Genomic DNA, 21,258 nt, shown 5'->3' with positions numbered 1-21,258 from the left:
GCCTCGTCCCGGTCAGGGACGGCGCGGTGCGATCGTCTGGGGCGTGGCGGTTGCGGCAGCGCCGTGCTGCGATCGAACCGTCTGCGGCAGCGGGCCGGTTGCCGCTGTCGTGCCGCGACGCACGGCCACGCTGCTGATGGCAGCCGCAGCCAGCGCCTCACGCCCCGGCATCGGGCACCTCGGTGACATCTGGCGAAAGATCGGCCATCTGCTGGGCCAGAACAGCGATCAGAAACAGCGCCAGCTGATCGGACCGGATACCGAACCGCTCGCACGGCCCATCCTCATCCTCCCACGCGTCATGGCAGCACCAGGCATAACGCCGCCAGTCGAGCCCGTGCCGCGTCAAAATGGCAAAGGCATTCTGCGCGCGCACGCCAAAGTGGAGGCGCGCTTCGTCGGGGCCCTTGGCCTCGCGCGCGGCAAGCCACTGGAACAGGCCCAGTTCGGCAATGATCTCGCGCCCGGCCGCCATTTCGGCATGGCTCAGCGCACCCAACCAGTGCTTGTCGCGCGCGTCAGAGGTGTTGATCGTTCCGGTCGCGGCATAAAGCTGGGACCAGCGTCGGCTGGCATGACCCAGCGCCGCGGCAGAATCCACCACCGGCTGCAGCACATTCTGCCGAATCTCCAGGGCAGCGGTCAGGCCGGATTCGCCAATCCCGACAATCAGGCTGAAGCCGGAGTCGGCGGTCCAGAAACCGGCCGAAGATATCCCGTCCTTGAGCAGCAGGCCGCCGCCGAAGGTGCCACTCAGGACAACTGCGGCATTCAGGTTGAGGTCGGGCTGCCAGCCGTTCCAGGCAAAATGGGCCGCGCCCATCGGCGATATCGTCCCGACACCCAACCGCCCATCGGCAGTGAAGCGGGCGCGTTCGGCACCCCCGGTGCTGATGGCAAGCGCATCCGCACCTGGAGCAAAGACGCCGGTATCGGGATCGGCCGCAAACGACAAAGCCGGGCTGGCCGCCGTGCCAGCCGCCACCTGCAGGCTGGCATGGTCATGGCTGGCGGCCGCATAGCTGCCCGCCGGTTGCTTGCCCTCCAGCGCCGATTGGAGCCCGGTCACATCGGCAATGCCGTGGCCATGGCTGGCGCTGGCATAGCTGCCCGCAACCTGCTTGCTATCAAGCGCCGTCTGCAGACCCTCGACATCGGCGATGCCATGCGCATGATCTGATCGATCCTCCCGCGCGGCGAACCAGTCTGCCGCCACGGTCAGCGTAATGATCTTGAGACCGGGCGAGAAATCGACCAGGCCGTTGCCGGACGAGGACGCCAGGACGCTGCGATCGGTCAGTGCACCATCCGCAAAGCTTCCCTCGCCCACCTCCCATTGCTGCTCATGGGTCACCCCTGCAATGCTGTAATGAAACCGGCTGCCCGGCAGGACTGCTGCCGCAAAGCTGCGGTGCCCGGGGACCGCGCCTGCCAGCGCCAGCGAGGACGTTCCGGTCGCGGTGCTCGTCTCGCGCACCAGATCGGCAAAGAAGAGATGGGGCATCAAAATGCCTTTCCTGTTGGATCGAACTGCAGGACCGGTCAGGGAAAATGCCCGCGCGGCGGGGGATAACCGCGCGGGCATCCTGCCGGCCTCCGCCAGGGGCTGCCGGCAATCGGGGGCTTTCGCGTGATCAGCTCGCGGCGAACTTCATCAGCTTGATCGCCTCAGCGTTCATCACCTGACCGCCGATCCGCTTGGTCGCGTAGAAATGCACGAACGGCTTGTTGGTGAACGGATCGCGCAGGATGGTCGTCGCGGTGCGTTCGGCGATCAGATAGCCGGCGCGGAAGTTGCCGAACGCGATCGACAGGCTGTTGGCGGCGATATCAGGCATGTCCTCGGCCTCGACCACCGGATAGCCGAGCAGCGTGGCGGGCTGGCCAGCCGCGAGTGACGGCTGCCACAGGAACGCGCCGTCATCGCTCTTCATCTTGCGGATCCGCGCCAGCGTCGACGAGTTCATCACGAAGCTTGCCCCCTGGCGATAGGCGGGGCGCAACGCATGCACCAGATCGACCAGCCGGTCCTGCGGATCGGTGCTGGCGAAATTGCCGTCTGCGCCCGAGGCGATATACTGCAGAACGCCGAAGGCGCGTGCGGCATCATCCTGCGTCGTCGGCGTTCCGTTCAGGAACCCGCGCGGCTGGTTGGTGCCGGTGCCGTTCACGAACGCCGCGCCTTCTGCCCGGGCAAATTCCTCGGCGATCTCGCCCGCCAGCCAGCCTTCGACATCGAACGCGGCATCGTCGAGCATCGCTTGGCTCGCCGCCGGATTGGCATAAAGCTCGCCGCTGGGCGGAGCGATCTCGGCAAAGGCAGGGGTGTCGGTCTCGGGCCGCGCGGCCGTCTCGCTGACCCAGCCCGACGGCGTGCCGCCGGTAGTGACCAGCTTGCGATAGCCTGCGGTCCCGGTCTGCACCACCTGCGCAATGGCACGGATCGGCGAGATGTCGGTGAGGGTCCGCGCGATCATCGCGTCGATCTCGCGCGGCACGGCAAAGCCGCCATCGGGACCAGTGGTGGCGGCAAAGCTCTTCACCCCGGTTTCCAGCCCGCGGCGCAGATACTGGTCGACAAAGCTCTTGGTTTCGGGCGCCGGTCCCTCGCCACCGCCCAGCGAGGGGCGTGCGCCGGTGCGGGCAAGCCGCTCGATCCGCTCGCGCATCGTCATGCTCTCGGCCTGGATCGCTTCGACCTCGCCCTTCACGCCATCAAGACCGGTTTCGAGCGCGGCGATCCGTTCCTCATGCTCTTCGGCCTGCAGGATCGCATCGAACGATGCTTCCAGCGGATCGGCATCGGCCTTCAGTTCGATCGGATTGGGGGGCATTTCCATCACTTCATCCTTCCGTTCAGGGATCACACGGGGACCACCCCCGGATTTCGAGCACAAAAAACCCCGCCGGAGCGGGGCAAGAACGCGGGGCTACGGGCTTCAACGCAGCATATGGACCTTGGCCCCCGGCATCATCGGCACGCTGACCAGGCTCACCTCGACGAGGTCGAGTTCGAGCAGTTCGCGCGGGTGCCGGCCCGACGCTTTGCGGACGCGGTAGCCGAAGCTGAGGCCGGTCACGGCGCCGCTGCGCAGCGCTGCCAGAGCCTCGGTCGCAGCCTCGTCGAGCAACGCGATGATCCGCAGTCCGCGCTGGTCCTCATGCGCCAGGTCGATCCGACCGATGCGCTGGTCCGGACGGTGCTGCCACAGGAACGGCAGCCTGTGGCCGGCATCCAGCGATCCGGCAAACGCACCGCGTCGCAGGATGTCACCGCCGCGATCGATCCGGTCGAACAGCGCGGCATAGCCCGCCACACGGATGCTCACTGGACCAGGTCACCCACGCCCAGCTGCACCGCCAGCGCGGCCAGCAAGATGGCCATCACGGCACGCACAAATTTGTCGAACATCGCGCCCCAGACACCCGAACGGGCATCGCGCCACGCCTGCAGCAGCTCGCGCAACTGGCGCAGATCCTCGCCTGCGCTGGCGTCTGCAAGCCCGATCCGTGCCAGCGCACGGCCAGCGCCCAGATCGCCAGCCTCTTCGACGACCGCGCGCAGCGTCGCCAGGTCCGCGCCTTCCTCCGCCGCCTGCGCCAGCAGGCTGGCGAGCATGTCTTCGCTCTCCATCATGATTTGGTAATCCCCAGCATCGCCCGCTTTTCCTCAGGCGAAAGAAAATCGGCCGCGCCCACCTGCGCCCATAGCCGCTCGCGATCCTCGGACAGGGCGGGCACACGGTCCTGATCGACACCGATCGCGGCATCGGGCCACCAATGCTGCAAGCCCTGGGCAATGCCGGCGGTGATCTTGTCCGCCAGCGGCAGCAGCGTCAGCCGCCACAATGCGCGGTTGGCCTCGCGATAGTTGGCATAGGTGTTGTCGCCCGGCAGCCCCAGCAGCATCGGCGGCACGCCAAAGGCCAAAGCGATCTCGCGCGCGGCGTTCGATTTGAGCGCCACGAAGTCCATGTCGGCGGGCGACAGCGCCATGCTCTGCCAGCTGAGGCCCCCTTCGAGCAGCATCGGCCGCCCGGCATTGGCGTGCCCGGCAAAGCTCGCCTCCAGCTCGGCCTTCAACCGGTCGAACTGGTCGGGCGAGAGCACCCCGCCGGGCTCATCGGGCCGATAGACCAGAGCGCCCGAGGGCCGCGCCGCGTTGTCGAGCAACGCCTGGTTCCAGCGGCTGGCGGCATTATGCACCGCCACCGCGCGCGCCGCCGCGCCCAGGCACCCCAGGCCATAATGATCGTCGGTGGGGTGGAAGGCCTTGATATGGACGACCACCGGCGCGCCATCGCCTTCCTGCGCTGCCAGCCGGGTGGCACTGTCGCCGACCCGGTAGACATAGGCGGCGGGCCAGCCGCGCGCGTCGGGCTCGATCGACACGCGGTCGGGGCGCAGCGCAAACAGCTCTGCCGGGCGGCCATCGGCATCGCGCAAGATCTGCACATAGCCATTGCCGTGCAGCAGCAGATGCGCTGCCAGCGTTTCGAGCAGCCCCTGGCCTGCGCTGGTGGCCTGAACCAGAACTCCGATCGCGGGATCGGAGCTGGCGAGCGGTGCACCGCCCACACCTTCGGCGACCAGCCGCACCGCGCGCTGCGCGATCGGATTGTCGCAATAGCCTGCGCGCACCTGTTCCGAATAGGACATCGGAGGGTCGGCGAGCATCACGCTCCACGGGCTGGTGTACGCGCGCGCCAAAGGCGGCCGTTCGCCCCTCGCACCCTTCAGCGCGAGGGCCAGATCTTTCCAATATCCCATGTCAGTCCTCCAGCGATCGGATGCGCGGGGTGCCGCGCCGTCCCAGCATCAGTTCGGTCAGCGCCCACACCAAGGCGTCGGCGCGATCGGGCGAGCGGCCCGGGCCCTGGTATTCGCCGCCCGCCATCAGACCGCACATCTCGTCTTCCAGCCTGGCGAAGGTGCCGCAATGGATGACGCGGCCAGCCTCGTAGAGCGCGGCGACCGGCTCGGCGCGCGCCGCCTTACCCCGGCTGGCGTGGACGAGGCGCACCGGCAGAGCGATATTGGAAGCGCGCAGCACCGCGCCCACCATCTCGCCGCCCTGGTTGGCCTCGGCGATGATCCGGTCTGCGCCCCAGGCATCGGACGCTGCCGAGACTGCGCGCGCCCAGCCTTCGGGCGAGGCGCGTTCGACCGAACAATCGGCCAGCACCGCGGCACGATCGTCTGCCTGCAGCGCACACACGATGATGCCGCACGCATCGCCTGCCGACCCCGCCGGTGGGTCGACGCCGATGACGATGCGGACAAAGCCTTCCGCGCTCCAGCGGACGCGGCATGACTCGATCAGGCTGCGATTCCACAGCGCCCCTTCGATATCGTCGAGCAGATCGCCGTCCAGCTCCTGCCGGCCCAGCGCCGTCCCGCCGTAATGCCGCTCGACCGCGGCCAGAAACGCAGGCGGCAGGTTCGCGCGGTTGGCGTGGCTGCTGCCCCGGCTAACCACCACCGATGAGTCGGCAAGCAGGTGTCGCACCAGGGGCACCGCACGCGGCGTCGTGGTCGCTGCCACCTGCGGCAGCGGCCCGACGCGCAATCCCAGCTGCAGATTATCCCAGGCGGCCATCGCCCGGCCCGAGGCATTCTCCCATTTGGCAATCTCGTCGCACCAGGCATGGCTGTGCTCGGGCCCGCGCAGGCTTTCGGGTTCGGCAGCCGAGAACAATGTCGCCTGTGCCCCGCCCGGCCAGCGCAGACGGCGCAGCGAGGGCTCCCAGACCGGGCGCAGCGAATCGGGTGCGATCGCCAGCAGCCCGCTTGGCCCTTCGACCATCACGCTGCGCGCCTCCGCCAGATTGGCCGCGATCAGGGCGATGCGCGCGTCTGGCGCGCTCTCGCCGATCGAGCGCACCCATTCCGCACCCGCCCGAGTCTTGCCGAAGCCGCGCCCCGCCATGATCAGCCAGATGCGCCAGTCGCCGGGAGGCGCCATCTGCTCGGGCCGCGCCCAGAACCGCCAGTGATGCGCCAGTTCCTGCGCTGCTCCGTCCGATAGCCCATCGATATAGCGCCGCATCGCATCGGCAGGCATCGCCGCCAGCCTTTCGGCCAGCGAAAGGCCGGTCATGCCGGGTCTGCCGTCGCAGCTTCATCTGGCCTCGGCACGCCGATGGCGGTGTCGAGCCGCTGGCGGATCTGCTCGAGCGTGGCAGCCAGCTGTTCGCGCGCGCCCTTCGCCGCCAGCGGGTCGGGCACCGGATCGCCGCGCGTCTTCTCGATGCTGGCCTTGTACGCCATCAGCAGCTTGAGGCCCTGCGCATCATCGAATTCGGTGGCGCGCCCCATGCTGCCATCGGGGCGTTTGACCGGCTTGATCGTGCCGAAGCGCGCGGTCTTGAGCATGCGAAATTCCAGTTCATCATAGCCGGTGGCGATCGCGGTCTGCCAGCCATTGCTGAACGCAGGGCTGGTCGCGCGCAGCCGGTAGACCGCCGAGCGCGACACGCCGGCGCGCTTGGCCGAAACCGAAACGTTCGACGTTTCAGCCAGATGATCGAGAAACGCCCGCAGGCATTCCTCCGACAATGTATCGGACAAGAGGTTCTCCGCGCTGATGCGTAGGGGCCGAGAAAAGCGGGCGGAACGAAAAGGCCCCAGGCGACTCGCTTTTTCTCGATGTTCCGGATTTGTACCTAATCAGCGTGACGATGTCAAGACAAATGAACCTATCTGGTTAGTATACTTCGTCGGGTGGTGGCGGGTCCTGGATCAGGTTGAGCCGGCGCAGCGCCAGCGCGGCAAGCCGCTGGGTCTCGCTCTTGCGCCTTGCGGCCGCCAGCGGACGGGTGGCGGCAGGCCGAATGATCTCTGCATCATAGGCATCTGCAACGATCAGCCCGGTGACCTCGGGAAGGAATGCGTCGGTTGAGGCAAGCGCCGTATCGAGCGCCGGGCACAGCCCCCAATAGAACCGGTCGCAATGATCAAGATACTCGCCCCATTTCGCGTCGCCCAACAGATCAGCGCGGGACACCTTGATCTCGACGATGACGATGCCTCCGCGCGAATCGATTCCCATCAGATCGGCGCGGCGGCCATTGGGAAGGGCCACTTCGGACGCGACCCAGATCTGGTTCCGGCGGAACAGCCGGGCAATGCCGCGAGCCACGGCCGCAGCACCGATTGGCGGCCCCGCCGTTCCGACAGCGCCGGCGTCGGAAAGCAGGTCGGAATTCATGGGCGAGACGGCAGGAGGATAGGCATCGGTCATGCCCATGTGCTAATACAAAAGGGGAACAAAGGGAAGCCGCGAGCGTATCGCGGGTCACATTCCGATGGGGCGGGCCCTTGCTGCGGCCAGAGTGACGCCGAACGCATCGCGCGCCTCGGCATGGAGCAGCCGTGCTGCAGCCTGCGCGAAATGCCCCTGCGAACGGGCCTTTTCGATCGCCAGGAAGCCCGCCTGCAGAGCGGCTGCAGTAGCATCAAGCTCGTTTGCGACATGCGCGAGCCGCGTGGGGTTCAGATCGGTCATCGCCGCCGCCAGCTCGGCCCGCTGACCCAGCCCTTGCAGATCAGGCGCAGCTGCCTCCCCCGCCATGCGCGCCAGCGCGGTAAGAACTGTCTGAATGGCCTGCACCCGCGACAGAACAAGTGCCGCCGCCTCATCGGACGTACCGGCAGAGAGAATCGGGGTGACGGGCGAGAACATGGCAAGCAGGGTGTGGCACCCAGCAGTTAACATCCACTAAAGGGCCGATCCGGTCCCATGGCGTGGCGGGAAAGACACAATGTTTCACTTAAGTTAGTTTTCTTGTCACTTTTCTCTTGTGCGGCGCAACACGACACGGCAGCATCCCTGTCGCTGATTGTGAGCACCCCGTATATGGCGACCAGGGACGCCAGTTCAAACAGAGGGTCGCCATTGCAGCGCAGGCGGGACGAAACGCATCCAGTTGAAAGGAAAAACATGCGTACGTCCAAATTTCACCGGGGCCTTGCTGGCCTCGTCCTCCTCGGGTCGTCGGCCATTGCCAGCCCTGCCTTTGCGCAGGAAGAAGAGGCATCGCCGCCGGTAACCATCACCGGGTCGGTTGGTCTGGTGTCCGATTACCGCTTCCGCGGGGTTTCGCAGTCCGATGAAGGCGTGGCGATCCAGGGTGGCTTCACCATCAACCACGAATCGGGCTTCTATGCCGGTACCTGGGCGTCGAACTTGGCAGGCTGGGGCACCTTTGGCGGCCCGAACCTCGAGCTCGACCTCTTCACCGGCTACACCAAGACGTTCGACAGCACCACGATCGACGTCGGCGTGACCTGGTACATGTATCCCAACGGATTCGATGAGACCGATTTCTTCGAAGGCTATGCCAAGCTCAAGGGCACCGCAGGTCCGGCCACGCTGACCGCTGCGGTCTATTATGCGCCGAAGCAGAACGCGCTCGGCAACTTCAGCAACACCCCGTTCAGCCGCGGCCAGAACGAGGACAACCTCTATCTTGCCGGTGATGCCAGCTTCGGCATTCCCGATACACCGGTGACCATCAACGCCCATATCGGCTATTCCGAAGGCAACCCGGGTCTCGGCCCGAACGGCACCAGCGTCTCGCCGACCGGCGAATACTGGGATTGGTCGCTCGGCGCTGCGGTCAATGTCTATGGCCCGCTCACCTTGGGCGTCGCCTATGTCGACACCGACATCACCGCGACCGAATCGGCCTATCTGCAGCCGAACTTCAGCCGCGTGCGTGGCGGTGGTGGGCAGATCGCCGATGCTACCGTGGTGGTCAGCCTGACCGCCGCATTCTGACCTGATCCGACCAGTTTGGGGGGCCGTGGCCGCATCCGTTTCCAGCGGGTGCGGCCACAGACTTTTGCATGGCCCGCAAATTGCGCTAATGGCGCCAGACCATGACCCGCTTGCGCCTTGCCACCGTTCGCCCGGAAGAGCCCGAAATCTTCCATTCGCTGCAGGGCGAAGGCATCTCGCTGGGCCGCCCATCGGTGTTCGTGCGGCTGTCGGGCTGCAACCTCGCCTGCCAGTGGTGCGACACGCCCTATACCTGGTATTTCTCGGGCCATAACGGGCTGCATCGCGGCGGCCAGACCTATGACCGGCGCGAGAATGCGGTCACGCTTGATGTCACCGACGTCGCGCGGCGCATCGCCGCGTTCGATTGCCGCCATATCGTGTTCACCGGTGGCGAGCCCCTGCTGCAGCAACCTGCGCTGGCCGCGCTGTGCGACATTCTGGGGCCGGACTATCATATCGAGATCGAAAGCAACGGCACCGTGGCGCTGACGCCCGGCTTCGCGCCGCATGTCGACCAGCTCAATCTCTCACCCAAGCTGCGCCATTCGGGCAACGAGGACCGCGCGCGGCTGAACGACAGCGCGCTGCGCCTGTTTGCCGCCGACCCGCGCGCGTGGTTCAAGTTCGTGATTGCTGCGCCCGAAGACGCCGAGGAGGTGGTGCAGCTCGCCAGCCGATATGCGTTGCCGGCCGATCGCATCCTGCTGATGCCCGAGGGGACCAGCGCGTCCGTGCTGCGCGAACGCAGCGGCTGGCTGGCGGCCTTGTGCCAGAGCCACGGCTGGCGGTTCACCGACAGGCTGCACATTCACCTGCACGGCGATACGCGCGGCACTTGACGCGCCAGAGCACTGTCCGACCAGTCTGGATCACCGTGATGGGTCAGAAAGTGCGCTAGCGCTGGTTGTTGCCCTGGTTGCGCCAGCGGCTGATGACACGCGCGACCATATCGCTCTCGCCGCCGCGTTCCTTCCACAGATCGCTGAACAGCGGATCGTCCGAAGCCGGACGGCGCTCTTGCACCAGATCGTCAAAGGCCACGCGAATCGGGATCGAGACGCCTTCGCCGCAGATGATGCATTCGCGATTGCGGAGCGCGGGGATCGATTCGAGAAATCCGCGCGCGCCTTCGGGCATCGCGGAGCGGACATGCGCCTGGTCGCGGTCGTTGTTGAGGCGCATCGCGATGATCGTGCCGCACTGCGACAGCACGCCTTCGGAAAGGTCGGACGGGCGCTGCGTGATCAGGCCCAATGACACGCCGTATTTGCGGCCTTCCTTGGCGATCCGGCTGAGCACATCGCGCACCGCGCTGCGCTCGCTCACTCGGTCGGAGGGAATATAGCGGTGCGCCTCTTCGCACACCAGCAGCACGGGCCGGATCTTCTCCTTGCGGCTCCAGATCGCGAAATCGAAGATCATGCGGCTGAGCACCGCCACCACAGTCGAGGTGATGTCCGACGGAACTCCCGACACATCGATGATCGAGATCGGCTTGCCATCGGCGGGCATGCGGAAAATCTTGGTGATGAAATCGGGCATGGTATCGCCCACCAGCATGCCGGAGAACATGAAGCTGTAGCGCGGATCGACCTTGATCTCCTCGATCTTGCCCTTGATCCGCAGGAACGGCGCGCTCGAGGTCGCCTTGTCGAGCTTGCCCATCTCGTTCTGGATGTTGGTCACCAGATCGGACAGCATATAGGGGATCGGCGTGTCCACGGTGACGCGCGCGGTGCCCTGCGCAGACTTGCTCTTGAGGCGCGCCGCCAGCAGGCACTTGGCGAGAATTTCGGCATCCGTCTGTCGGTCGGCCCCATGCGAGGTGAGGAATACCTCGCAATGCTCTTCGAAGTTCATCAGCCAATAGGGCATCGCCAGATTGCCGACATCGAACAGTTCGCCGTTCTGCGCGAAGGCACTGCCATATTCGCCGTGCGGGTCGATCATCACGATATGGCCATCGGGCATCATGTCGCAGATGCGGTGGAGGATCAGCGCCGCGGCGGTGGATTTACCCGTACCTGTCGAACCCAGCAGCGCGAAATGCTTGCCGAGCAGCGCATCGACATACAGCGCGCCGCGCGTGTCGCTGGTGGGATAGACGGTGCCGACCTCGATATGCGGACGCGCATCGGCGGCATAGACCTGCTTCAGATCGGCGCTGGTCATCGCATAGAGCGGCGTGCCGGGGACGGGATAGCGCGTCACACCGCGGCGGAAATTGAAGATGCGGCCGGTGAGCTTCTCTTCCTCGCCCTCGCCCAGAAAATCGATCTGACAGACGATCAGCCCGGCTTCGCGCTGGTGCATGCGCTGGGTGCGGACATTGGCCACCAGCCAGCGGGTCCCCATCCGGATCTTGACCTGGCTGCCGACCTGCCCGGCCATCGAGACGCTGGGATCGTTATGGTCGATCAGCGCATTGAGGCGGCTGGAATCGAGCAGCACCTGCGAGCCGGAGCCGGCAATCTCGATGACCTCGCCGATGCGCAGCTGTTCTGCCGGCCGTTGGCCCATGCGGGGAAGTTCGGGAAGATCAGCGGGGGCGGCGGGCCGGCGATCGTGGAAACTGCGGGGATTGAGCTCGACCATCGCGCTGTCTGCTGCCTTGCTAGTTGTGATTGCCACGTCAGCGTTAGCGCGATCGGGTAAATTTTCCCTCTATGCTCCGGCACATGGCTGCAGAGCCGCCGTGCATCGCATCAGATCTTGCGGAACACCACGCCGCCCAGCCAGCCCAGCGCCAGCGAGATCAGCACCGCACTGACGCCATAGGCAAAGGGCTGATATTCGGCCATTACCGCGACGAACAGTTCGAAGCCGAACTTGCGGACCTCGATCTCGCGCACCGCTGCCGCCAGCACCTGGCCATCGCGCACCAGAAAGGTTTCCGCGGTATAGGTCCCGGTGGGCACGCTGGCGGGTATCGAAAGCCGCGCCTGATAGAGCACGCCTTCGAGAATCTCGACGCTGCCCTCCTGCTGCTTGTAGAGCCCTTCCCGGGTGTTCAGATCGACGAGGCCGGAGAGGAACCGACGCTGCTCTGCCGGATCGATCGATCCGGCCGGAGAAAGCTGCAGATTGCCCAGGCCGAATTCGTAAATGGCAGCCGTCCGCTTGTCGACGATCTTGTCGATCGGGCGCGAGGATGCCACCGCGTAATAGCCCGGCGCAGACCGGAATTCGGTGCTGGCGGCGTTGATCCAGATGCCGGCGATCTTCTGCTTTTCGCGCAGGATGATCGATTGCGGCGGTCCCTTGAGGATCACCACGATGTCGCTTTCGCGCGAGGGTGGCGTGCCACCAGGATAGACGATCGCGCCGAACAGCAGCAGCTCTGCGCCGGTAAAGCCGTACTGGATCTGGATGTCGCGCTGGGACACTTCGGGCACCAGCACCGGCTCTGTGGCGGCCGTCAGCAGCGAGGCTCCCAGCATCAGAGCCAGCAGGCGCAGCCACATCATTGCAGCAGCTCGACCGTGTAGATTTCCGCCGGGCGGAAGCCAAGACCGATAGCCAGCCGCGCGGCCACCAGCAGCACCAGCGTGGCAAGCAGCAAGCGCAGATATTCGGGCGGCAGCTTCTGCGCAAAGCGTGCGCCGACCTGCGCGCCGGTCACGCTGCCGATCAGCAGCAGCACCGCCAGCACGATATCGACCGCCTTGGTCGTCAGACTGTGCACCAAAGTCGAGGCGAGCGTGACGAACAGGATCTGGAACAGCGATGTGCCCACCACCACCTGCGCGCCCATGCCCAGCAGATAGAGCATTGCTGGCACCATCACGAAACCGCCGCCCACCCCGAGCAGGATCGTCAGGATGCCGGTAGCAAAGCCCAGCAGCAGCGGCGCCAGCGGCGAGATATACAGGCCCGACCGGTAGAAACGCCAGCGCAGCGGCAGATTCGCCACCAGCGGATGGTGCCGCCGCTTCTTGGCGGGCAGCTTTTCGCCGCGGCGCATCGCGAGCACGCTGGCGAGGCTTTCGCGCGCCATGATGCCCCCGATCGATCCCAACAGCAGCACGTAGACGATGTTGATCACGGTATCGATCTGGCCGAGCTGCTGCAGCGCGCGGAAGAGCGCCGCCCCTGCCAGGGTTCCCAGGATGCCGCCGACCACCAGCACGCCGCCCATCTGGTAATCGACGCCCTTGCGCCGGCTATAGGCGATGACCCCCGAGACGCTCGATCCGGTGACCTGCGTCGAGGCCGACGCCGCCGCCACGGTGGGCGGAATACCGTAGAAGATCAGCAGCGGCGTGGTGAGAAATCCGCCGCCCACGCCGAACATGCCGGACAGGATGCCGACGAGCCCCCCTAGCCCGATGATGACGAGCGCGTTGACCGAAAGATTCGCGATGGGAAGATAAACATCCATGTGTGCCAGCAAGGCTAGCCGCTTTCACGCACCAGCAGAAGGGGGCACGCGCCTTCGGGCACGCGCTCTGGCTCAAAAACCGGCGGATAAGGTGAGCGCCGCACCGGACCTGGGGTCGGCATCGCCATCGATCCGTTGCCGCCAGTCGAGCGCCAGCGACAGCGAACCTCGCTCGACCGGAACCGCCACCGCAGCGCGGGGGCCCAGATCAATCCGATGCGCCCATGGCTTGCGCCCCTGCGCGTCGGGATTTTGCTGCCCCCCGGCCCAGAGGCCGCCACCCAGCGACACCGCCAAGGCATCGGCGACATGCACCGGCCGCGTCGCCAGCATCTGCAGATCGAAAAATGCCTGAGGATCGGCGAGCCCTACCACACCCGCCTGACCATAAGCCTCGAGGTGGACCTGGGTGCGCCTGTCGGTCCAGGCGCTGCCCGCCACCATGAGCGCTGCAAAGCGGTCCTTCTGGCCGCGCGCCAACCCGAAGCGGCGCTCCAGCGCCAGATCGATCGGGAGCGTTGGGATGGGCCGCGCCGAGACCCCGAACGCCACGCTGCGATCATCCGCGCTCGCCAGCGCGGTGGTGGCGCGCGCATAAAGCATCGGACGGTGCGATACATCGGCCAGCGCCATCTGCACCACCAGCCCCGCCTGGCTGCCGCCATATTGCGCTGCGGGGGCCAGCGCGCGGGCTCGGCCACCTTCGCGCAGCAGCGACCAGCCATAGACCGACCAGCGGCCGCTGCCTGGCCGCACGATGCGCACACCCGGCGGAAGGGACGCCTCTGGCGCCGACGGCTCTGGTGCCAGCATCAGCGGGCGATCGATCAGCGGCGACCTGGCCTGGCCCGCACCTGCGGGACCTGCCAGGCCAAGGCTTTCGATCCAGAGCTGCTGGTGCGCCATCGCGACATCGAACGGCAAGGCGCGCGATGCTGGAGCGGGCGGGACAGGCGCGGGCCGGGACCATGCGCGTGCCGGCCGCTGCGGGGGTGCGTCGCGCGATCCTGGCGGCATTGCGCGCGCCTGGGTTGCCCCGACGGCGGCCACCAGCGTGGGCCATGCCGCCTTTTGCTCCGGCATGGGTGGCCCGGTGTCAGGCCAGTGCTGCACGATCCGCGCCACGCTCCACAACAGGACGACCGTGACCAGGAAGACGAGGGGCTGGCCCCGCATCCGCCCGTCGGCCCGATCGGCCTCCTGCGCGCTACCGATCACCGCCCGCCCCCTGGACCATGCCGACCTGCGTCGGCCCGGCAAAATCCGGCGCGGCGGGAATGTGGTGGCGCGTCTTGTCCCAGCGCAGCGCCCCGCCCCGAAGGCTTGCAGCATAGGCAGCCAGCGCCCGCCGCGCCGACATCACTGCGATGACATTGCCGACGAACGCCCTGGGCAGCGACCAGCACGCCTGCCACCAGCCATAATGCCAGCCGGTGCAGCCTGCCCGGATCGCCAAGCGCCACGCCAGCATCGCTCCGTTGGTGATCAGCAGCGCGCGAAAGACCGGGTCGAGCGGTTTGGGCCGGTAAAGCCCCGCCGCATCCGCCAGGCTGACGACCAGCCACAGCACCAGCCCCAGATAGCCCGCGACGAGCACCAGTGCAGCCAGCGCCGATCGGCGATCACGCGCGCGCATCCAGATGTCGGCCACACCGCTGCCCCAGCCAGTCCGGTCCCAGCCGCTAAGCGCAATGCCGATCATCCAGCGCGTCTTCTGCCGAACCGATGCGGACAGATCGCCCGGGAAATACGCATGCGTCGCCACCAGATCGCCTGTCTCGTCGCGAGCGCGCACGAAAATCCCGCGCCCGCCCGCTTCATGGATGCGCAGGCCCAGCTCGTAATCCTCGGTGAGGCTGTCGGTGGCGAACGGAACGCCCTCGGGCGAGGCTTCGCCAAGCAATTGCAGCATCGCCCGGTCGAACGCGCAGCCCACGCCCGCGCAGGGCATCGCCACCCCCAGGCGGCTTCGCACCGGCATATTGCGCGCATGCGCCTCGGCAAACTCATCGGCATAATGGCCGCTCACCAAAGGCGCCGCCCGATTGATCAGAGGCGCGACGGGAATTTGCACGAAGGCGAAGTCCGGCAGCAGCCGGTCGTAAAGGCGCAGTTCGGCCGGGTGGACGACGTCTTCGGCGTCATGCAGCACCACCGACCTGTAGCAGAACCCGGCCGCGGCCTCATCCTGCCGCATGGCCTGCCAGATGCGGTTGAGGCAATCGGCTTTCGAGCTTGGCCCTGCGATGCCGAGCGCAACGATCCGCAACCTCTGGTCATCCCCCGCCCGGCGGAGCGCGGCCAGGGCCGTGTAGGGATCATTGGCATAGACCCCGACATACAGCCGGTAGTCGTCGCCCGGCCATCGCCCCAGGCAATGCGCCACCATGTCGCCAATCACATCCGCCTCGTCCCAGGCGGGCACGAACACCGCGTGCCGGGGCGTTTGCGTCGCCGCGTCGCTGGCCTCCGGAGATGGGGGCCCAAGCCGAATCGCCTCAGCCGCGCGAGGTTGGCGGCTCCGCCACAGCCATTGCCCGAACCACACCAGATCCAGGGCAAGATCGTCTGCGGCGCCGATCAGAAACCAGACGCCAGCAAACAGCAGAAGTTCAAGACCTAGAAGATCACCAATGGAAACAAAGGCATGGACGAACGCGAAAGAAATTCCCTCCTCCGCTGCCCCGCCCATTGCGCCCAAAGCCTTGCCCCCCAGCAATCCGTTGCACAATCACGATTCAAAGTCCCCAGGCCAGACTCACCTCACCGCCTGATGCTGCCGAACCGTTACTTTCCACAGAAATGCCTGCTTCACGCATATTGGTCAAAACAAAATCGGATGCGGCCGAATTGCCTGCCACCGTTACTGCAAGTCCCGTCCTGCGCGCCGCCCAGATCGCCAGCGCAAGATCGGCGGCTCCTTCGGTGGTCGGTGCATCGCCATCAAAGGCAATGGTGGGCAAGGTGAGCGGCGGCGGGATCAACTGCATCTGCCATTGCGGCTCGGCGGCCGACAGGCGCTGCTCGAGCGCGCGATAGGTGGCAAGCGTAGCACCCGGCAGCGCCGCAGCGCGCACCTGCGCCAGCCTCTTGTCACGATCGACCAGCACTGCCTCGGGCGAGACCCCCGCCAAGATCGCCAGTTCGCGCCCGACCAGCGCTGCGGTGGCGCGTTCCTTGTTCGACTGTTCGCGCGCCGAGGCAGAGGCCAGCTGCGCTGCTTCGGCGTCCCCGGCCGCTGTGCCGACCCGGAACTGATCGAGGCTGAGCTTGACCGGGCGACCCAGCGCCTTGGCCAGGCTTGCCTCGCCCAATTGCCCCGCCTTTGCGCGATACTGCGGGGTCAGGATCGTCGCGCGGATCGCCAACGGTTCGGCCGAAAAGTCGATCTCCAGCTGATCGATCTTCGCCTGGCGGGGGAACTGATCGGTCAGCACGTCGCGCGCCTGGCGCTGCGCTCGCGCTTCCCAGGCGATCTGGCTGAGCGAATAACCCAGCGGAATGGCCAGCGCCAGCAGCACGCCGATTATCACCGCCGCCTGCATTCCGCTCTGCCGACCGGAAAGCTTGGGGCCAAAGCCGTAGAGCCTCGCCATGATCGCCGCAGCGATCGCGATCGTCATCAGGTTGGTGACGAACAGCAGCAGCGCGCCGAAAAAGACGGTCGCATTCAGCGTCGCCAAGCCAAAGCCCACGGTCGCCAGCGGCGGCATCAGCGCAGTGGCGATCGCGACACCGACGATGGTGCCTTCGCGCCCCCGGATCATGGCATAGGCACCAGCCAGTGCGGAGAACAACGCGACCAGCAGATCGAACAGATTGGGGCGCGTGCGCGCCGCGATCTCGGACGTGATGTCCTTGATCGGCGAGAAGAAGACGATCAGCGCGGTAAACAGCACCGCCAGCAGCACGCCCCCTGCCAATGTCATCGCGGTGCGCCGCATCTCGTTGCCATCGACCAGCGCCATGCCGAAGCCCAAGCCGATGATCGGCCCCATCAGCGGCGAGATGAGCATCGCGCCGATGACCACCGCAGGCGACGACAGCAGCAGACCGAGCACCGCGATGCCCGCCGACATCAGGATCATGAAGGCGTAGCGCGGGGTGAGGCTGGCCTCGTCGTCGACCTTGGCGATGACCGCGCGATGTTCGATCGAGGGGATCACCGTTCCGCGCCACCAGCTGCCCAACGGGCCTGCGACGCGTGCGGCAAACCGGCCGAGGCTGGAACCGGCAGCGGGGCTTGTCGATGACGTCACGGCTGGATCAACCCTTTGGGACATGCAATTTCACCTCAGTGTGGTTCGGCCGGGGGTGGACCGGTGGGTCCTTTGCCGATAGACCACGACAGGCAAGCACGCCAGCCACGCGCAGCCTTTGCCAGGCCCGTGCGTTGGCGCATTGCAGATCACCCGGCCCCGCATGGACCGGGGATGCCTTTTCCAGGCGCGTCTGGTCAAGCACGTTCGGGCCATCAAACACGGGAGCCAACATGGTCGCACAGGGGCACAGCGGCGCCGGGCACAAGTCTGCCCTGCGGGAATTTCTCAGCAGCGAGGCAGCAGGCGGCATCATCCTGATCCTGTCGGCGGCGATCGCGATGATCATCGCCAACAGCCCGCTGTACGACCTGTACCACCATGTCCTGCACGACATTCAGGGGCCCGTGCTGACCGCCAAGCTGGGCCCGATGACCCCGCATCTGTGGATCAACGATGGCCTGATGGTCATTTTCTTCCTGTATGTCGGGCTGGAGATCAAACGCGAGCTTGTCGACGGGCGTCTGTCGACCTGGGACAAGCGCCGCCTGCCGGTGATCGCGGCAGCCGCCGGCATGGCCATGCCCGCCATCCTCTATCTGGTGGAAACCGGGTTCGACCCCGCGCTGATCAACGGCTGGGCGATCCCCGCCGCCACCGACATCGCCTTTGCCATGGGCGTGCTCGCCCTGCTCGGCAAGCGCGCGCCGACGTCGCTCAAGCTGTTCCTGGTCACCGTCGCGATCGTCGATGACATGGGCGCGGTGACCATCATCGCGCTGTTCTACACCGAAGGGCTTGCGCCGATCTGGCTGGGCGCAGCCGCCGTGGTCATGGCGGCGATGTATGGCCTCAACCGCGCCCGGGTGATGAGCCTGATCCCCTATCTCATTCTGACCGTGGCGCTGTGGTATGCCATCCTGCAATCGGGTGTCCATGCGACCATCGCGGGCGTCCTTGCAGCTTTCATGATCCCGATCATCAAGACGCCTGGCACGCCCGACGCCACCGACAGCCCGCTGCACCGGCTGGAGCACGGCATTTCGCCCTGGAGCGCCTTCCTGATCATCCCGCTGTTCGGCTTTGCCAATGCTGGCGTCTCGCTGCAGGGGCTGGGCCTGGACGAAGTGTTCGCACCGGTGCCGCTGGGCATCGCCGCAGGCCTGTTCTTCGGCAAGCAGATCGGGATCTTCGGCAGCGTCTGGTTGTCGGTGAAGCTGGGCATCGCCAGCAAGCTGCGCGGAGCCACCTGGCTGCAGATCTATGCTGTCGCAGCGCTCTGCGGTATCGGCTTCACGATGAGCCTGTTCATCGGCGCGCTCGCCTTCCCCGGCAACGCGTTGCTGATCGACGAGGCCAAGATCGGCGTCATCATGGGCTCGGTCGCCTCGGCTCTGCTGGGCTATACCATCCTGCGCGTCTGTCCGCTGCATCCGCAGCACGAGCGCGAAGAGCGTGAGCAGGAAGACGAGGTCGGCGCCGATGGCGATGTCGAGAGCCTGGAAGACGACGAGGAAGACGACAAGGTGCCCGCATGATCAGAAGGACCCGTTTCGGCCTGCTGGCGCTGCTGCTGGTCTGCGTCGCCTGCGCGCCAAAGCCCACACCGCAAGTCGCAGCTCCGGCCGATCCGCTCGACGATATCGCGCGCCAGTATGTGATGCTGTCGCTCGAGATCGGCACGCACGAAGAGGGCTATATCGACGCCTATTATGGCCCTGCCGAATGGAAGCAGGCAGCCGAGGCTGCGCCGCGCGCGCTGCCTGCGCTGGCTCAGGCCGTCGATGCGCTGGATGCAAGTCTTGCCAGTGTCGATGTTTCGGGCCGTGAGACATTGGTGCAGCGCCGCGCGACGTTCCTGCGAGCGCAACTGAATGCCGCGCGGACTCGGCTGAAGATGCTGCGCGGCGAAAAGCTGAGCTTTCGCCAGGAATCTTTGGGCCTGTTCGGCGCGACGCCTGATATCCGTCCGCTGGAAAGCTATGACCCGGTACTGGCCGAGATCGAGGCACTGCTGCCTGGCGCCGGCACGCTGGCCGAACGGGTCGATGGCTTTCAGGAACGGTTCGTCATCCCCGCAGACCGGTTGGAACCAGTGTTCGAACGCGCGATTGCCGAATGCCGCGCGCGGACGGCCGCGCATATCCCGCTGCCCAAAGGCGAAAGCTTCCGCATGGAGTTCGTCACCGGCAAGCCGTGGAGCGGCTACAATTACTATCAGGGCAATCTCGCCAGCCTGATCCAGATCAACACCGATCTTCCGATCCGGATCAGCCGCGCCGTGGATCTGGGCTGTCACGAAGGCTATCCCGGCCATCACGCGCTCAATTACCTGCTCGAACAAAGGCTGATGCGCGCACGCGGCTGGATGGAATACAGCGTCTACCCGCTCTACAGCCCGCAATCGCTGATCGCCGAGGGTTCTGCTAATTACGGCATCGACCTCGCCTTCCCGGATGACGACAAGCTGACCTTCGAGATGCGCGAGCTTTATCCGCTGGCCGGGCTTGCCACCGCCGATGCCGCGCGGCTGGCGCAGCTGCAAAAGGCGCTGGCGGGTCTGCGCGGGGCGCGTTTCACCATCGCGCAAATGTATCTCGACGGGCAGATCGATCGTACCCGCGCAATCGCGCTCACCCAGAAATACCAGCTGATGAGCGAAGCGCGCGCGAAACAGTCGATCGGCTTTACCGATACCTATCGCAGCTATGTGATCAATTACGGCCTGGGGCAGGACATGGTGCAGGACTTCGTGGAAGCTGCAGGGCCCGATACCAAGGCGCGCTGGGCCGCGATGGAGCGCGTGATCAGCGAGCCGACTCTGCCTGCGGATCTGGCGGTGAAATAAGCGCGATCAGCTGGCGAACAGCATCGCGTCGTCGGCAAAGGCCTTGAATTCCAGCGCGTTGCCCGCAGGGTCATGGAAGAACATCGTCGCCTGCTCACCCACCTGGCCTGCAAAGCGGATGTGCGGCTCGATCACGAACTGCGTATCCGCCGCCTTCAGCCGATCCGCCAGCGCCTGCCAGTCCGGCATCGTCAGCACCACGCCGAAATGCGGCACCGGCACGTCATGCCCATCGACCGGATTGTGGTGAGAGCGCTTTGCCTTGGCGGACGGGTCCAGATGGGCGACGATCTGGTGACCGAACAGATCGAAATCGATCCAGTGATCGGACGAGCGCCCCTCCCCGCAGCCCAGCACCTCGCGATAGAAGTGCCGCGCTGCAGCCAGATCATCGACCGGAAAGGCGAGGTGAAACGGCCGGATGGTCATGCGGATCAAACCCGGCTCAGAAGCCCGTCAGCGCGGCGGCGAGGCCCGTCGAGACCACGTTGATCACGATCGGCTTGCCTTCGAGATCGAGAAACACCAGCTCCAGCTTCTTGGCCTTTTTCAGGTTGTCGATATCCGCCGCAACCAGCGGCTTTTCGCCGATGCAGCCTTCGGGCAGGCAGCGGCTGAACACGATCTTGTCGATCGCCTTGGTCTGCTCGCCATCGACCTGGACCAGCGCGCCGGTATCGAGCCGAACGCCGAGCGGCACCTTGACCAGCAGCCCGGTCTTGCCGGTGGTCTTCTGCCGGGCGATCGCGACGCGGATCACTTCCTTGCCATTGGCCTCATCGATCAGCGACTGGACGGCATCGCAGATTTCCTGCTCGCCAGTCCCCTTGCAGCCCGAGGTCCACGGCTTGGCGCCGTCCGCCGCCATCTTGGGCGTGATCGCGGGCGTGGCGGCAGGCGCAGCGGGCTTTGCAGCCGGCGCGGTCTGGGCCATCAACGGGGCCGCAACGAACGCGGCAAAAGCGAGGATCATCGGACGGAACGC

Annotated in this window: 22 protein-coding genes; 4 read left to right on the top strand and 18 right to left on the bottom strand. The window is 66.0% G+C overall.

Annotated features, from left to right (window positions below; genetic code table 11):
• Positions 1 to 12: 12 nt before the first annotated feature.
• The 10 genes from LI72_RS20295 to LI72_RS09250 form a co-directional block, all read right to left on the bottom strand.
• Positions 13 to 171 carry a hypothetical protein gene (locus LI72_RS20295; RefSeq protein ID WP_197051864.1) on the bottom strand — a complete coding sequence of 53 codons (159 nt, stop codon included), beginning with the start codon at positions 169 to 171 and terminating at the stop codon, positions 13 to 15.
• Positions 158 to 1,504 carry a tail fiber domain-containing protein gene (locus LI72_RS09290; RefSeq protein ID WP_033925622.1) on the bottom strand — a complete coding sequence of 449 codons (1,347 nt, stop codon included), beginning with the start codon at positions 1,502 to 1,504 and terminating at the stop codon, positions 158 to 160. Before LI72_RS09290 ends, LI72_RS20295 begins: the two co-directional genes overlap by 14 nt.
• Positions 1,505 to 1,634: 130 nt before the next feature.
• A complete protein-coding gene (locus LI72_RS09285; protein ID WP_197051863.1) occupies positions 1,635 to 2,840 on the bottom strand; it encodes a phage major capsid protein in 1,206 nt (401 codons plus the stop codon).
• Positions 2,841 to 2,939: 99 nt separating this feature from the next.
• Complete coding sequence (locus LI72_RS09280) at positions 2,940 to 3,329, bottom strand: HK97 family phage prohead protease (protein WP_033925621.1); 390 nt, start codon at positions 3,327 to 3,329, stop codon at positions 2,940 to 2,942.
• A complete protein-coding gene (locus LI72_RS09275) occupies positions 3,326 to 3,634 on the bottom strand; it encodes a DUF6127 family protein (RefSeq protein WP_033925620.1) in 309 nt (102 codons plus the stop codon). The genes LI72_RS09280 and LI72_RS09275 overlap by 4 nt, the downstream gene beginning before the upstream one ends.
• On the bottom strand, positions 3,634 to 4,770 hold the full coding sequence (locus tag LI72_RS09270) for a phage portal protein (protein ID WP_033925619.1): 1,137 nt from the start codon (positions 4,768 to 4,770) through the stop codon (positions 3,634 to 3,636). Before LI72_RS09270 ends, LI72_RS09275 begins: the two co-directional genes overlap by 1 nt.
• Before the next feature lies 1 nt (position 4,771).
• Complete coding sequence (locus tag LI72_RS09265; protein ID WP_033925618.1) at positions 4,772 to 6,100, bottom strand: DNA-packaging protein; 1,329 nt, start codon at positions 6,098 to 6,100, stop codon at positions 4,772 to 4,774.
• Entirely contained in the window at positions 6,097 to 6,570 is a 474-nt protein-coding gene (locus LI72_RS19050; RefSeq protein ID WP_052129690.1) for a hypothetical protein, read from the bottom strand. Before LI72_RS19050 ends, LI72_RS09265 begins: the two co-directional genes overlap by 4 nt.
• Before the next feature lie 136 nt (positions 6,571 to 6,706).
• On the bottom strand, positions 6,707 to 7,210 hold the full coding sequence (locus tag LI72_RS09255) for an MmcB family DNA repair protein (protein WP_033926229.1): 504 nt from the start codon (positions 7,208 to 7,210) through the stop codon (positions 6,707 to 6,709).
• A gap of 87 nt (positions 7,211 to 7,297) precedes the next feature.
• Complete coding sequence (locus LI72_RS09250) at positions 7,298 to 7,684, bottom strand: hypothetical protein (protein ID WP_033925617.1); 387 nt, start codon at positions 7,682 to 7,684, stop codon at positions 7,298 to 7,300.
• Between the two features lie 258 nt (positions 7,685 to 7,942).
• Here LI72_RS09250 and LI72_RS09245 point away from each other — a divergent pair, with 258 nt between their 5' ends.
• Both LI72_RS09245 and LI72_RS09240 read left to right on the top strand, forming a co-directional pair.
• Positions 7,943 to 8,782, top strand: a complete 840-nt coding sequence (locus tag LI72_RS09245; protein WP_033925616.1) for a TorF family putative porin — start codon at positions 7,943 to 7,945, stop codon at positions 8,780 to 8,782.
• 101 nt (positions 8,783 to 8,883) lie between these two features.
• Positions 8,884 to 9,624 carry a 7-carboxy-7-deazaguanine synthase QueE gene (locus LI72_RS09240; RefSeq protein ID WP_033925615.1) on the top strand — a complete coding sequence of 247 codons (741 nt, stop codon included), beginning with the start codon at positions 8,884 to 8,886 and terminating at the stop codon, positions 9,622 to 9,624.
• Positions 9,625 to 9,679: 55 nt separating this feature from the next.
• Here LI72_RS09240 and LI72_RS09235 read toward each other — a convergent pair whose 3' ends face one another.
• From LI72_RS09235 to LI72_RS09210, 6 genes are all read right to left on the bottom strand, one after another.
• Entirely contained in the window at positions 9,680 to 11,305 is a 1,626-nt protein-coding gene (locus LI72_RS09235) for an ATP-binding protein (RefSeq protein WP_052129808.1), read from the bottom strand.
• Positions 11,306 to 11,490: 185 nt separating this feature from the next.
• On the bottom strand, positions 11,491 to 12,252 hold the full coding sequence (locus tag LI72_RS09230; protein ID WP_033925613.1) for a TIGR02186 family protein: 762 nt from the start codon (positions 12,250 to 12,252) through the stop codon (positions 11,491 to 11,493).
• A complete protein-coding gene (locus LI72_RS09225) occupies positions 12,249 to 13,166 on the bottom strand; it encodes a sulfite exporter TauE/SafE family protein (RefSeq protein WP_033925612.1) in 918 nt (305 codons plus the stop codon). Before LI72_RS09225 ends, LI72_RS09230 begins: the two co-directional genes overlap by 4 nt.
• A 72-nt stretch (positions 13,167 to 13,238) precedes the next feature.
• Positions 13,239 to 14,384 (bottom strand): hypothetical protein, encoded by a 1,146-nt coding sequence (locus LI72_RS19045; protein ID WP_052129689.1) that lies wholly within the window; start codon positions 14,382 to 14,384, stop codon positions 13,239 to 13,241.
• Positions 14,374 to 15,858, bottom strand: a complete 1,485-nt coding sequence (locus tag LI72_RS09215; RefSeq protein WP_052129688.1) for a glycosyl transferase family protein — start codon at positions 15,856 to 15,858, stop codon at positions 14,374 to 14,376. The genes LI72_RS19045 and LI72_RS09215 overlap by 11 nt, the downstream gene beginning before the upstream one ends.
• A 46-nt stretch (positions 15,859 to 15,904) precedes the next feature.
• Positions 15,905 to 17,449, bottom strand: coding sequence for a DUF389 domain-containing protein (locus tag LI72_RS09210; protein WP_033925611.1), 1,545 nt, complete (start codon positions 17,447 to 17,449; stop codon positions 15,905 to 15,907).
• Positions 17,450 to 17,658: 209 nt separating this feature from the next.
• On the opposite strand from LI72_RS09210, the gene nhaA reads away from it, so the two are divergent.
• Complete coding sequence (gene nhaA, locus LI72_RS09205; protein ID WP_052129687.1) at positions 17,659 to 18,963, top strand: Na+/H+ antiporter NhaA; 1,305 nt, start codon at positions 17,659 to 17,661, stop codon at positions 18,961 to 18,963.
• The gene (locus LI72_RS09200) at positions 18,960 to 20,273 is read left to right on the top strand and encodes a hypothetical protein (protein ID WP_033925610.1); all 1,314 of its coding nucleotides are present in this window, start codon (positions 18,960 to 18,962) and stop codon (positions 20,271 to 20,273) included. The genes nhaA and LI72_RS09200 overlap by 4 nt, the downstream gene beginning before the upstream one ends.
• Positions 20,274 to 20,279: 6 nt before the next feature.
• Here LI72_RS09200 and LI72_RS09195 read toward each other — a convergent pair whose 3' ends face one another.
• Together LI72_RS09195 and LI72_RS09190 are read right to left on the bottom strand one after the other, a co-directional pair.
• A complete protein-coding gene (locus LI72_RS09195) occupies positions 20,280 to 20,702 on the bottom strand; it encodes a VOC family protein (protein WP_033925609.1) in 423 nt (140 codons plus the stop codon).
• Positions 20,703 to 20,718: 16 nt separating this feature from the next.
• Positions 20,719 to 21,246 carry an invasion associated locus B family protein gene (locus LI72_RS09190; RefSeq protein ID WP_197051862.1) on the bottom strand — a complete coding sequence of 176 codons (528 nt, stop codon included), beginning with the start codon at positions 21,244 to 21,246 and terminating at the stop codon, positions 20,719 to 20,721.
• Positions 21,247 to 21,258: the final 12 nt, after the last annotated feature.

The sequence above is a fragment of the Sphingomonas sp. 35-24ZXX genome (genome assembly GCF_000786215.1).
Lineage (GTDB): Bacteria > Pseudomonadota > Alphaproteobacteria > Sphingomonadales > Sphingomonadaceae > Blastomonas.
The sequence above is the reverse complement of the archived record's forward strand: the minus strand, read 5'-3'. Positions and strand labels throughout refer to the sequence as shown.

What these genes read in the sequence shown, in the direction of transcription:
- LI72_RS20295 (WP_197051864.1), bottom strand. Translation starts at nt 171, where the DNA reads ATGCCGGGGCGTGAGGCGCTGGCTGCGGCTGCCATCAGCAGCGTGGCC.
- LI72_RS09290 (WP_033925622.1), bottom strand. Translation starts at nt 1,504, where the DNA reads ATGCCCCATCTCTTCTTTGCCGATCTGGTGCGCGAGACGAGCACCGCG.
- LI72_RS09285 (WP_197051863.1), bottom strand. Translation starts at nt 2,840, where the DNA reads ATGGAAATGCCCCCCAATCCGATCGAACTGAAGGCCGATGCCGATCCG.
- LI72_RS09275 (WP_033925620.1), bottom strand. Translation starts at nt 3,634, where the DNA reads ATGGAGAGCGAAGACATGCTCGCCAGCCTGCTGGCGCAGGCGGCGGAG.
- LI72_RS09270 (WP_033925619.1), bottom strand. Translation starts at nt 4,770, where the DNA reads ATGGGATATTGGAAAGATCTGGCCCTCGCGCTGAAGGGTGCGAGGGGC.
- LI72_RS09265 (WP_033925618.1), bottom strand. Translation starts at nt 6,100, where the DNA reads ATGACCGGCCTTTCGCTGGCCGAAAGGCTGGCGGCGATGCCTGCCGAT.
- LI72_RS09255 (WP_033926229.1), bottom strand. Translation starts at nt 7,210, where the DNA reads ATGAATTCCGACCTGCTTTCCGACGCCGGCGCTGTCGGAACGGCGGGG.
- LI72_RS09250 (WP_033925617.1), bottom strand. Translation starts at nt 7,684, where the DNA reads ATGTTCTCGCCCGTCACCCCGATTCTCTCTGCCGGTACGTCCGATGAG.
- LI72_RS09245 (WP_033925616.1), top strand. Translation starts at nt 7,943, where the DNA reads ATGCGTACGTCCAAATTTCACCGGGGCCTTGCTGGCCTCGTCCTCCTC.
- LI72_RS09240 (WP_033925615.1), top strand. Translation starts at nt 8,884, where the DNA reads ATGACCCGCTTGCGCCTTGCCACCGTTCGCCCGGAAGAGCCCGAAATC.
- LI72_RS09235 (WP_052129808.1), bottom strand. Translation starts at nt 11,305, where the DNA reads ATGGGCCAACGGCCGGCAGAACAGCTGCGCATCGGCGAGGTCATCGAG.
- LI72_RS09230 (WP_033925613.1), bottom strand. Translation starts at nt 12,252, where the DNA reads ATGATGTGGCTGCGCCTGCTGGCTCTGATGCTGGGAGCCTCGCTGCTG.
- LI72_RS09225 (WP_033925612.1), bottom strand. Translation starts at nt 13,166, where the DNA reads ATGGATGTTTATCTTCCCATCGCGAATCTTTCGGTCAACGCGCTCGTC.
- LI72_RS09215 (WP_052129688.1), bottom strand. Translation starts at nt 15,858, where the DNA reads ATGGGCGGGGCAGCGGAGGAGGGAATTTCTTTCGCGTTCGTCCATGCC.
- LI72_RS09210 (WP_033925611.1), bottom strand. Translation starts at nt 17,449, where the DNA reads ATGTCCCAAAGGGTTGATCCAGCCGTGACGTCATCGACAAGCCCCGCT.
- nhaA (WP_052129687.1), top strand. Translation starts at nt 17,659, where the DNA reads ATGGTCGCACAGGGGCACAGCGGCGCCGGGCACAAGTCTGCCCTGCGG.
- LI72_RS09200 (WP_033925610.1), top strand. Translation starts at nt 18,960, where the DNA reads ATGATCAGAAGGACCCGTTTCGGCCTGCTGGCGCTGCTGCTGGTCTGC.
- LI72_RS09195 (WP_033925609.1), bottom strand. Translation starts at nt 20,702, where the DNA reads ATGACCATCCGGCCGTTTCACCTCGCCTTTCCGGTCGATGATCTGGCT.
- LI72_RS09190 (WP_197051862.1), bottom strand. Translation starts at nt 21,246, where the DNA reads ATGATCCTCGCTTTTGCCGCGTTCGTTGCGGCCCCGTTGATGGCCCAG.